Annotated in this window: 7 protein-coding genes; 1 reads left to right on the forward strand and 6 read right to left on the reverse strand. The window is 36.2% G+C overall.

The window, feature by feature from the left end; genetic code table 11:
* Positions 1 to 19 precede the first annotated feature (19 nt).
* The 4 genes from HT698_RS08865 to HT698_RS08880 are packed head-to-tail and all read right to left on the reverse strand — an operon-like array spanning position 20 to position 3,830.
* Positions 20 to 2,074 carry a cation:proton antiporter gene (locus HT698_RS08865; RefSeq protein WP_173217737.1) on the reverse strand — a complete coding sequence of 685 codons (2,055 nt, stop codon included), beginning with the start codon at positions 2,072 to 2,074 and terminating at the stop codon, positions 20 to 22.
* Positions 2,075 to 2,085: 11 nt separating this feature from the next.
* Complete coding sequence (locus tag HT698_RS08870; protein WP_000361085.1) at positions 2,086 to 2,340, reverse strand: hypothetical protein; 255 nt, start codon at positions 2,338 to 2,340, stop codon at positions 2,086 to 2,088.
* Positions 2,333 to 2,890, reverse strand: coding sequence for a class I SAM-dependent methyltransferase (locus HT698_RS08875; RefSeq protein WP_173217739.1), 558 nt, complete (start codon positions 2,888 to 2,890; stop codon positions 2,333 to 2,335). Before HT698_RS08875 ends, HT698_RS08870 begins: the two co-directional genes overlap by 8 nt.
* Positions 2,874 to 3,830 (reverse strand): TIGR01212 family radical SAM protein, encoded by a 957-nt coding sequence (locus HT698_RS08880; RefSeq protein ID WP_173217741.1) that lies wholly within the window; start codon positions 3,828 to 3,830, stop codon positions 2,874 to 2,876. The genes HT698_RS08875 and HT698_RS08880 overlap by 17 nt, the downstream gene beginning before the upstream one ends.
* Before the next feature lie 91 nt (positions 3,831 to 3,921).
* On the opposite strand from HT698_RS08880, the gene HT698_RS08885 reads away from it, so the two are divergent.
* Entirely contained in the window at positions 3,922 to 4,281 is a 360-nt protein-coding gene (locus HT698_RS08885; protein ID WP_173217743.1) for a DUF3397 family protein, read from the forward strand.
* Between the two features lie 75 nt (positions 4,282 to 4,356).
* On the opposite strand, the gene HT698_RS08890 is transcribed toward HT698_RS08885, so the two are convergent.
* Together HT698_RS08890 and HT698_RS08895 are read right to left on the reverse strand one after the other, a co-directional pair.
* Positions 4,357 to 4,668 (reverse strand): hypothetical protein, encoded by a 312-nt coding sequence (locus HT698_RS08890; RefSeq protein ID WP_173217745.1) that lies wholly within the window; start codon positions 4,666 to 4,668, stop codon positions 4,357 to 4,359.
* A 481-nt stretch (positions 4,669 to 5,149) separates the two neighbouring features.
* Positions 5,150 to 11,689 carry a S8 family serine peptidase gene (locus tag HT698_RS08895; RefSeq protein ID WP_173217747.1) on the reverse strand — a complete coding sequence of 2,180 codons (6,540 nt, stop codon included), beginning with the start codon at positions 11,687 to 11,689 and terminating at the stop codon, positions 5,150 to 5,152.
* Positions 11,690 to 12,175 lie beyond the last annotated feature (486 nt).

Here is a 12,175-nt window from a genome sequence, read left to right on the forward strand (position 1 = left end):
GATTTTCGAAGAGTATTAACTAATTTCTTCTTACCAATTCCACCATATCATAAGGCAGGGTATTGGCAGCTTCCTTCAAGGAATAGTTCTCTAAGTTATTGACATTTTGTCGTAACTTCTTGGCATACTTGGTCGTAATCAATCGTTTTTCTTCGTATTCGAAAATCAACTTGCGCTCCAGATAATATCCTCTCAGCATTTCATCGATATTGTTGGGCTTGACGCGATTGATAACCCGTTCGACAAAGGCACCACTGCTGATAATAGCTGTTTCACGAAGACGAGACTCCTGCATAAAACTAATCAAAGAGCGTCTATAGACTCCCTTCAGGTTTTCCAAACTTTCAATAATCATCTCTGTATTGGCAAGATAGAGCTCTGCTATTTGGTCATAATCAAGAGCACGGAGACGGCTTTGCTCCTTGTCCTTCCAGCTACGGAAGGTCTTTCCGAGAGTAAAAACTTCATGCAGGAGAAAACGTAAAATCCGCAAGGAAACAAGGAAATAATAGGTCAATCGTGACGCAAACTTACGATTGATTCCTCGTTCTATATTTTTCAGATAACGTTGGTAAACTCGGTAAGCACGATTGCTAATGTTCCCCTCTTCATAGGCCTGTTCCAATCCATCACTTTCAATACTAAGAATCAAGAGTTTCAAGGCAGCCCAGTCTTCTTGATCATCCTGGTTTTCTTGGCTTAAAATGAGATTTTCAATACGTCCATGATAATTGTCAATAGCCGCATAGAGGGGAAGTTTATTTCTAGTGCCTTCCAACTCTTTTTCCAACTCTAGCGTTACTTCATTCAAAATGGCGATATGCATGAGATAATTCTTGCTTTCTTCCTCTTCATCCGAAAGATGAGGCAAAACCAAGAGACCGGTTAAAAAGCTGACAAGCGTCACACCTGCGACAAGGAAAAGTAAGATTGGATATTCCTGCTCTAGATTACTTGGTATCAGAAGAATCGTAGCAATCGACACCGTTCCCTTAACACCTGAAAAAGTCAAGAGAAGCATATCCTTCATATACTTATTTAGCTTTTTCTTGAGACGTCTAGTCCTATAGGCATAATAGCCATAGATCATGACAAAACGAATGGCAAAGAGGACAAAGGTAAGGGCTATAAGAGATAGCAGCAAGAGTAGAGGATTATAGATTGGATTGGTCAAGATAGGCTCTGCTATCATTTCCAACTCCATCCCTAAAATCACAAAGACAGAACCGTTGAGCATAAAGTTGACTGTGTGCCAGACCGTCTCGGTAACCGTATCCACTTGGGCTTCGAGGAGCGTAATTTTCTTAAAACGGCTTGCCTTTAAAATCCCAGCAACTACGACGGCAATAATCCCTGAAACATGGACTTCTTCTGCCAGAAAGAAGGTCACTAGAGGCAAACTCAATTCTAATAAAAGCTCACTGGCAATATCCGTTGCGCGCACACTTAATAAGAAGGTATGGAGGAAACGATTGGTCATGGCTGTTAAAAAGCCAATTAAAAAACCGCCTAGAATTGAAAAGATGAGCGAACTACCCGCTTGTCCAAGGGAAAAGGCTCCAGTTGTCCAAGCTGTCAAAGCTACCTGAAAAGCCACCAAACCAGAAGCATCATTCAAGAGTCCTTCACCCTTAAGAATATTGGACACGCGCTTAGGAAAGCTAAACCGCTCCGAAAGAGAGGCAAAGGCCACCAAATCCGTAGGGCCAAGTGCTGCCCCAACAGCCAAGCAAGCCGCCAAGGGAAGACTGAGCCAAAGAAGATGGGCCAAGCCACCCAAACTCAGGGTTGAGATAAAAATCACTGGAAATATGAGATAAACAATGATTCGCCAGTGTTTTAAAATAGCTGTAATGTCCGCTTCTTCCGACTCTCGAAAAAGCAAGGGCCCGATAACCAGGGCCAAAAACAACTCGGTATTGAGATGAAAGTCAGTATTGGGTAAAAAGAGACCAATCACAATTCCCAAAAGAATCTGCACCAAAGGGAGAGGCAAAAAGGGCAGGAGCTTATTGGTTGTACTCGAGACAATCAAGACCAGTAAAAATAGGATGAGGTAAATCAGTAATTCCACGCACGACCTCCTTAGTCTTTTTTACAACAGGATTCAAATATCTCCTTCTGCTCTTTGATTTTTTGGTCAATCTTGGAACAGTCTTTGTGCTCAATTTTTCTCTGACACCGTTCCATCTCAAGAGCAACTAATTTTTTCTTGATTTTAAGCATTTTTTTGCTCATATGCGCTTGATCTAGCACGCCCACCGCTCGTTCGTGGTGGGTTGACTCAACAAAATTCTGGCGCATGGCATCCAGCTTTTCACGTAGGTATTGTTTATCCATGTCTATATCTCTCTAATTTTTCAATCATTACTAAAAATGGTGGGTTGTTGACTTGGTTTAAAGTTCGGTAAATGGCAGCTGTATACTCCTGTTGGTTCAACTGGCTAACAAAATCCAAGACAGCATCCCTCTCGAGGTCGCCTCCATCATGACCATAATAGATCATAATGGCAATTCGTCCACCTTTGACAAGTAAATGACACAGCTTTTCTAAGGCTTCAATCGTTGTCTGAGGTCGGGTGATGACAGACTTATCAGCTGATGGCAAATAGCCCAGATTAAAAATCCCTGCCTTGGCTTCTGTCACAAACTGGTCCAGTGTTTCATGACCTTGCAAGATTAACTGGACATTTGTCATTCCAGCTTGGTTCAAACGCTCTTGCGTCTTTTCCAAGGCTTGCTCCTGAATATCAAAGGCATAGACTTTCTTGGCTAGCTTGGCTAAAAAAAGCGTGTCATGACCATTTCCCATAGTCGCATCCACTACGATATCGTCCTGAGTTACTACCTCAGCCAAAAAATCATGTGCCATCTCAAGTGGTCTTTTCATTTTCAAACTCCTGTTTTACAGCCTTGCATCCTTGAACGCTTCCACGACGTCGCATCTCCATCTCAATGCTGTTGAGAACTTCCCATTTATTGAGGCTCCACATAGGTCCAATCAGCATATCCCTAGGTGCATCTCCTGTGATTCGATGGATGACAATATGTTTGGGAATGATTTCCAGTTGATCACAGATGACCTTGACATATTCGTCCTGACTCATCAGTTGTAAACGTCCCTCATGGTAATCCCGTTGCATTCGCGTATTGGTCATCAGGTGAAGCAAGTGCAGTTTAATTCCTTGAATATCGTTATCCGTGACACAGCGGCGGACATTTTCAATCATCATCTCATGGGTTTCACCAGGCAAGCCATTGATCAGATGAGAAACAATCTCAATCTTAGGATATTTCCGAAGTCGTTTGACCGTTTCCACATACAATTCATAAGTATGGGCACGATTAATCAAGTCAGAAGTTGCCTCATAAGTGGTCTGCAAGCCCAATTCAACCGTCACATGCATGCGCTCCGATAAGTCAGCTAGGTAGTCGATGGTCTCATCAGGCAGACAGTCTGGGCGTGTTCCGATATTGATTCCTACTACACCTGGCTCATTGATAGCCTGCTCATAGCGCTTTCGGATGACTTCCACCTTTTCATGGGTATTGGTAAAATTTTGAAAATAAACCAGATACTTCTGAACATCTGGCCATTTACGATGCATAAAGTCAATTTCCTTATAAAATTGCTCACGGATAGGCGCATCCGGTGCTACAATAGCATCTCCAGAACCTGAAACCGTACAAAAAGTACAGCCTCCATGAGCCACAGTTCCATCACGATTGGGACAGTCAAACCCCGCATCAATAGGGACTTTAAAAGTCTTTTCTCCAAAGAGTTTTCGATAATAATCATTCAAGGTGTTATAAGATTTCATAACCTTCATTATAACAAAAAACACCCACAATCTCAAAAGCCTGACTTTCCTATAAATTCCTCTGTTTCTCGTTTCCATTAGCGATTTTTTATGATACAATATGGATATGATTTTAATGAAATTAGCATCTATTTTATTATTGATACTGACCTTAGTAGTCTGCATTATCATAACCAAACTGTTTAGATTAAAAAAAATAGGCTTCAACTTTGCGGATTTAGCTTTTCCAGTCTTGGTATTTGAGTATTACTTGATTACAGCTAAAACCTTTACCCATAATTTCCTCCCTAGACTGGGACTAGCCCTCTCACTTCTAGCCATTATTCTCGTTTTTTTCTTCCTTTTGAAAAAACGCAGCTTTTACTATCCTAAATTCATCAAATTCTTCTGGCGTGCAGGATTCTTATTAACCCTTGTCATGTATATCGAGATGATTGTTGAATTGATGGCTCAGAAATAAAAAACTAAATCGAAAACACCTCAATCAAGCTGAAATACAGTGATTGAAGTGTTTTTTTCTTTATCTATTTTTTCATCAATTCCTATTTTCTTTATCAGGAAAGAGGTAACCAATACCTACACAAGCCAGCACACCTGCTCCAATGACCAAACCACTTGAAATTGGCAACAGGTCCAAAATTGCATTTGCGATGATAAAGGCAATAATTAAACACATCAGACTAGCCTTGTAGTCTTTTTTCAAAAGATTCTCTAGAGTGAAATAGAGGAACAAGCCTACCGGAATCAGTGACCAGAGGTTGACATCTAAACTTGGCCAGCCAACAGAACCAAAATACACTACTGTCGCTGCTGCTACTAAAAATACAATCCCTAATAATTTTTTCATTTTTATCTCCCATTTCTTTTTTAGGAACTTGAGTTGTCTAATACTGCCCCCTCACGTCCCTTACAAAAATCATTGTAGCAGAGGTCAGTTTCAAGAACAAGTTCTTTTGCCTATCTGGTCTCTATACCGGTCTAAGTGGCTCAATAATAGCCGTAAAATAAGGAAATAGGTGAAAAACTTCCTTCCAAATAAAAAGGAATTAAGCAACCAAACGCTACTTAATTCCTTGAAATTGTCTCATCACCTCTATTAGCCTTTAAATTTTGATAGACTCTATTTTCTAATCAATATGACCAATATTGTCAATACTAACCCTTTCAATCAATTCATTAGTTATCGAAACTAAGTCTATTAATAGATCCAAAAAAGAGTATCAATAGTAAAGTAAACTAAATAATTAAGTTATAAATAGCTATTTTTACAAAACTGTTTCATCATCATACTATCTCAGTACACAAACCATTTTTCTATAGCTTTTGTCTTAATCTTGATCTTTTTTCTTTAATCCAAGAAATGCACCTAAGGTAAACATTATTCCAGCAATGAATGGTGTAAAACCTTCTCTAACTGTTCCGGTTTTTGGCAATCTATCAGAATTGTTAGTATCCGATTTACTATCGATATTGGTATGTTTATTAGCTATATTCTCTGGTTCATTAAGATAAACTTCCTTCTTATTTTCAAAGTTTTTATCATTTTTATCAGGAACTGGAGCTGTAACATCCTTAGTTGAATCAGATCTTTGACTTTCATCTAATTGACTATAATTTACTTGTACAGAAACTGTAGATTTGACATCCTTAGTTGAATCAGGTTTTTGTGAATGATGTTCTCTTTGTAAATCCTCCTTTTTGTAATTTTCATCTAATTGACTATGATTTGCTTGTACCTTATCTTTCTTTTTCGATACATCAAAAGTAGGTTTATTTTCCTCCTCCTTTTTCTCCTCTATTTTCTTGAATACAGGTTTTATAAGGGTATCTTTTGATAGATTAAGAACATAGCCAACGTCTTTTTTCCCTTCGAAACCAGAAATTTCCCAGCCATCAAATTGATATCCTTTTTCTAATTCACCCTCATAGACAGGTAAAATGAAATCTTCTTCCGACACTATCGTTGAACTCATTTCTTTTCCATTTTGAATGGTCACAGTTACCCTATGAGGTTTTAGTTCTCTTACCTCTCCCGTATCTTTGTTTAAAATGAATTCTTTTACGGTTGTATTTCTTGCGAAATCTTTTACAAGAATCTTAATATTTAGTGTCTTATCTGTTAGTTGTTTAATATCATCAAATGATTTATATTCTTTTCCATTTACATAAATATGTTTGTCTTGAATCTCACCATTGAATCCATTATCTCTTTTATCATTGATGTTAAAGACTACAGATTTTCCATCAGCATATTCGATACTTGTATTTCCCTTGGGATCAATGTTTACTTCTGGTTTAACATTATCATATAAAAATTGATAGTGGACTCCAACCGCTTTCGCATTCAAATTGCTATAGCCAGTTTGAAGATAAACATTTCCATCCATATCTGTTACCTTATCTGGAAATCCGTTTGCTTTATAATCTTTCATCCCCCAGTCCATGATGTCACCGTCTTTAACATTAAGCTTAACGTTAAAATCTCTAGTGTTATCAATGTGTAAATCTCCGTAGATTAAATAATTATCTACAACCGATTCATTAACTCTCAATTCCCAGTTAAAACCACCCTTATCAGAAATCTTACCTCTTAAATAAAACTCTGGATTTCGTACATAAATTTTATTAAATTTAGATGGATTAAAGTAGTTCTTATCCATTGAAAGGTTTACTGGTTTGGTATCAATAAATAACATGGAGCCATCTTCTTTTATAGCTTCTACATTAGAATATTCCTCCCCATGATACTCTTTATTATCTTTACCAAATAATACAAGTTTAGAGGAATCTGTCACAAGATTTCCATCTTTATCGATTGCCTCCCCTTTATCATTCATGTTAAAGGTAAACACTTGATATCTTACAATGTTAAAGCCATCCAAAGCCGACATTAATACTGATTGAGTGCTTCTTCCATCTTTAACATTTCTACTATCAGCATAAATTATTTTTTCTGAAAGGACTCTTAGATTAGGATTGGCCTTTTGTATTTTTGCTATATCTTCATTGCTATAGACTCCATTTCCTTCTAACATATCCGTTTTTCCAGGATTATAGGTAGTCACTTTTAGTGCATAGCCTTTTCTCAGAATGATATTATCCTTTAATAGATATTGTTGTTTTTCTGAATCAGAATAGATTTTACCAGATTCCATTTCAGTTAAATTGTTTGGTTTGTTTTTTGAAAGATCACCTTCTCCTAATTCTATTACATTCCCATAACTTGATGCATAGGGATATTCTGTTTTAGTTTCCCTATTTTTTTCAGGCATTCTAATTTTAGTTTTAGCTTTTGTTTTACCCTTATCTTTTACAAGGATATTCATATCACCCGTAAAGGATAGACCATCGACTACATCATTTGTATTTGCAAATAAGTCAAAGGTTAGAGTTTTAGTTTGTGGGTCGTATTTACTTGCCTTAATTTCTATTAATTTGAAGCCATTGCCATAGTAAGCCTTAGCATTTTTGGATACATTACTTACTTTTCCAAGAATTTCAAAATGTCCATCCTTTGATGGGCTTAATACACCACCAAGCTTTGATTTAACATCATCAAGTTTCTCAGTCTCATATTCTAGAGCACTTCCATCCACATAGGCAGTTATATTTCCCTTAGTATCATATCGATAATCAAGCTCTACTTTTCTTTTTCCGCCATTTACAAAGTCTTCTTCTTCCTTATATTTCTTTTTAATTAGTTTCTTTAGGTCTTTATTTTCAAAGTTTCTTACAGTAGAGATTTCTTTGTCTAACTCTAGAGTTGAAGGTCCCTCTATAGGTTTTTCTTCAACAGTCTCTTTCTTTTCTTCTACGTTATTTGAGGCTTCTGGACTTTGGGCATTTTTAAGTTTATCTTCAGAAATTTCCCCTAGTTTTTTGTAAGAAGAAGCATCTTTGTCAGGATCTACTAGGTAATAAGAAATCATTCCATTTTTGTCAGCCTTATCAGCAAATTTAATTCTATGGATTTTGGTAAAGTTGCTTGCGCCATCTAGGGCGATTACTTCGATGATTTTTCCTCTTAAATTTCCTGCTCCGCTAATTTCGTAGATGGTATTTCCGTCTTTGTCAAGTTTCCTATTTCTTCCTTCACCCTCTCCGGCGTAAGTTACATCAAGATTTTTCTCAACATCTCCATACTTATCGACAAGAGCTGCACCTGCATACCATACTTCGTTGGCTACTTCTTCAAATTTCTCAGGATGTTCTTTTTGGTCTCTAGCAAACAAGGTTTCGTGTTTGTACTCATCCTTTACCTTGTGGTAGGTATCTTTTGCAATCAATTTAATTTTATCTGGATTAGAAAAATCAATTGAAATAATTCTTGGAGCTGTATTATCAATTTTTACTGGTATATAAGAAACCTGCCATGGATAATCCTTGGTTAATCTATATTTGAATTTATAGAAATATTGACCTTCCGCAATCGGTTCAAATTGACCTCTTATCCTAGTAGCAGGATCTTGATTATCCTTACTTTCTGGTGCATTTTCTTCTCTACCTCTAGGATTATAGATGAGTCCATCCCACTTCAAGTCACCCCAAACTTTTAGTTTAGATGATTTGATTCCCTTTGCATCATTGCTTTTAGAATTTAAAATTCCTCTAATAAAGTGTTCTCTCGAAATGACTTTTAAGTCTCTTTGATTTTCTCCCTCTTTATTTATATTTACTATTGAAATCAATCCTTCTTCTGCACTTCTTAATACAAGTGGAGAAGGTGTTAATCCTCTTTCTAGTGAAACACTTTGTGGTTCTCCCTTTGAGTCAAGTGGATATACCCTAGCAACATTAGATCCACTAGTGGATTCTGCATGAATACCTTGGTTGTTAAAGGCAAATAAGTCTGGGTCTTGGTCTAGTGATGTAATATTTTTATCTTTTCTGTTTTGAATAATAGCTGCTGGATTAAATTTATCTATACCATGTTCTCCACCAATACCCTTGTTCAAGGTTCCAGGAATTTTCGGTTTACCATCATCATCATAACCTTCCATTGTTTTTGATTTTGATCCTTCTTCCCAAGCCCATTTATCAAGGATTGGTTCGTGGTTCCAATTCCCAGCAAATCCCATTAGAGGCATCGACAAAGAAGGTTGGAAGTTTATTTTCTTCCCGTTAGAGTTTAGAGCTTCCATTTCTTCCACTGACTCAAAATGAATAAATGATTCTACAAATTTATTTTTGTCTTTAGCCTCTCCAACATTTATAACCGCATTCAAATCAAAGCTAGAATTTGCGCCTATAGTGAAAGTATCATGCTCAAATGTGATATTTGCTCCTTTGATTTTTTCTGGGTGGATTTCTGGAACAATTTGCTTACCATCTGGAGATTTTTCATCTTTATATGTTTCATCCAGTTTTAATCTGTCAGTTAGAGAATCTGTAGTTATCGCTGATGCTGAAACTTTAAAGGTTAAAGGTCTGTCTGATGTATTGTGAAGCTTAACTGTAAAATATTTTTCTTCTCCTTTTATTTCTTTAAGAGAAATAGAACCATAAGAGTTTACCAAACCTTTAGAATCCTTGTTTTTGAAAGTCGCTACAACTTCATTTCTCAAAGCATTGGCAACATTAATTAGCCCTGCTCCCTGTTGTCTAGGTGATGCAAAGTATTGGCTTTTTTCTTTCCAAGACGTTGCGTCCATCATAGGTCGCGCAGTATTTTGTAAAGCAATTTTTGTAAGACTTGTAAGGTCTATTTTGTCATCTCCCTCAAGATTTTTCAATACAGGTCTTTCAAGCATTTCCTTTAACTTCGGTCTAATCAAAACAGTAGAAGCTGCTACGATTGGAGTTGCCATACTAGTTCCTGACATATAGCCATAAGTTGATTTCCCATTAATGACATTGAGAGTAGATTTAATGTTTTTACCAGGTGCTGAAACATCGGGTTTTAAAAGTAAATCTACTCTTGGCCCCCAAGATGTGGATCCTGCTGGAACGATGATATCTTCTTTATAGAGTTCTTTGTCTGTGTCAGGTGCAAACTTAAAGTCAATCTCTTTTTCGTCACCTACATTCGGTTTGTTGGAATTAAAACTTTCCATATCAATTGGATAGTATTGCTCCAATTTATCTTTAAAATCTTCTTTATTATTTCTTTTGACTTCAGTTTTTTTATCAGGATTAATCATGTTCCATAGCTTTACACCATCATCTCCTGAAATTGAAAACACTTGACTTTTAGTAGCTTCATCCGCTTCATATCCCATAGCTGGAAGCTCTGTCCAATTATCTCTATTGTAGTAATTGACAGTATTTACAACCATAATGGCGCGTGCGCCCTTATCCGTAGCTTTTTTAAAAGCATTTTTTAAATCCTTTGTATAAATTCTATCCATTACTGCAATTTTGCCCTTAAGATTCAAACCTATCAACTCTTGGTCTTGGCCCTTGCCTATATATACAAATTTCAATTTATCAGGAGCTTTTGAACCATCTTCATTTGTTGTGATTTTATTCTTATCGAAAAAGGCCCCTATATTTCTGTATTTAAAATTTTCTCCACCTATGTTGACTTTATCAAACTCAACTGTCTGATTTTTAGCAGAAGCGACCGCTATCGCATCTTCATGTGCTGCAGTTCGCGTTACATTTCCAGTATCTGTCATTTTCAGATGATTATTTGCCACTAAATCCCATGAAGAGCTTGAAGCAGAAGTCGCATAGTTACCCGTAGCTACAACCATTGGAATGCCTGCTTTTCTTAATGCTCTAATAGCTTGCCAATATTTCTCACCTACAAGACCTGTTCCTGTAAAACCAGATGATACAGAAACAACATCAACGTTGTGTTTGATCGAATCTTCAATAGCATGAAACATTGTTTCATCCCCTGCGAACCCAGATCCTGCGTCAGAGTACATTTTATAAGAGAAGATCTGTGCATTAGGCGCAATTCCATCTATTCCGTTAAAGTTTTTGATATCTTGTTCAGTATCATTTCCCGCAAGAATCCCTGCAATATGCATCCCATGTGGATCAAAATAATCACTTCCATCATCAGCTTTTTCTACAGTTATTTTACCACCATTATAATAATTAAAAGCATGAGGAATCTTATCACTCAACCAGAAATTTTTATCAGTACCTTTTAAGTCTTCTTTTTTAAATCTCATTGAGTCTTTAGCATCATCGTCGATTCTCATGGCCTTATGCCTATAATCTGTACCGGTATCGATATTTGAAATAACCATACCTCTACCATCAAAATTTTTACCAAATTGAGCATTAATGGCCTTTAGGTAATCGATAGCTTCCTCAACTCCAATTTCCTTTCTGGCATGATTCATCATGGGCTGGACTTTTTGTGACCGTTCAACCGATGAAATACCTTCTATTAGTTTAATTTTATCCAGATTATCTGGAGTTGTTTCTATTGAAACACCATTAAAAATCGTATTATAGGTATATAAAACGTTTGTATCCTTAAGATTGGATAATTCCTTGATTGCTTTTTCTCCAGATTCTTTATCTTTAAATTCAGCAATATAGACAAGTTTATCCTCTTTTTTGGGACTTTCTGGATCTTTACTTGCAGACGAGTCCGCTTTATCTTCTTTGATTGTTTCTTCTTCATTGCTAGTTTTGTTATCTATCACAGATTCTTTACTAACAACTTCTTTTTCCTCAATAACCGTTGTTTTCTTCTCTTCAGTATCTTTTGAAGTTTCTATAGCATTATGAATATTTTCATGTTTTTCTTTATTTTCTGCTTCCTTATCTACTACTACTTTTTCTGTATCAGAGATAGTTAAAGCATCTTCAGAGCTAGATGTATCTGCTAAAACTACCTCATTAGGGACATATGCTGCTAAAATAACTGCAGCTGTGGTTAATGACAATACTGTACTTTTTTTCATTTTAATTCCTTACATATTTATTTAACTTCCAATAGATAGTAAACTTTAACTTTGCTAGCCTTTGTTATAAAAAGTTTTACTAAGTATTATCTAGGAAATAGAGTAGTACATTTATATATAATTGTTAGCTCTCCATAAAAATAGTATATCATTTAAAAAATTTAAGTCAAGAAAAATTAAGGTTGGTTAATTTTATTTTTAACGCATGTTAATAAATGATGCAAAAGTTTCGTACTTAACGGGGATACATTATAAGCACATTCATACCATCAAAAATAGTAGCAATCAAATTGAACCACTACCAAAATCACAAAGTCAAACATCATTGATGAAATATCAGCGCTATTAAACAATATAAATAACCGCTAAGAATAAGGCTTAACGGTTATTCCTACATATCTATTTTTTCAAATCTTCAGTCATATGTTCACCTGTGACCTAGGCTTTACGAGTGCCTTGCTCTAGCAACTAATACTCAATGAAAAT

It is taken from the genome of Streptococcus sp. 3109, assembly GCF_013276905.1.
In the GTDB taxonomy this organism is placed as follows: Bacteria; Bacillota; Bacilli; order Lactobacillales; family Streptococcaceae; genus Streptococcus.

Excerpts from the sequence above, each read along its gene's own strand:
- HT698_RS08885 (WP_173217743.1), top strand. The coding sequence starts at position 3,922 with ATGGATATGATTTTAATGAAATTAGCATCTATTTTATTATTGATACTG.
- HT698_RS08890 (WP_173217745.1), bottom strand. The coding sequence starts at position 4,668 with ATGAAAAAATTATTAGGGATTGTATTTTTAGTAGCAGCAGCGACAGTA.
- HT698_RS08870 (WP_000361085.1), bottom strand. The coding sequence starts at position 2,340 with ATGGATAAACAATACCTACGTGAAAAGCTGGATGCCATGCGCCAGAAT.
- HT698_RS08895 (WP_173217747.1), bottom strand. The coding sequence starts at position 11,689 with ATGAAAAAAAGTACAGTATTGTCATTAACCACAGCTGCAGTTATTTTA.
- HT698_RS08875 (WP_173217739.1), bottom strand. The coding sequence starts at position 2,890 with ATGAAAAGACCACTTGAGATGGCACATGATTTTTTGGCTGAGGTAGTA.
- HT698_RS08880 (WP_173217741.1), bottom strand. The coding sequence starts at position 3,830 with ATGAAGGTTATGAAATCTTATAACACCTTGAATGATTATTATCGAAAA.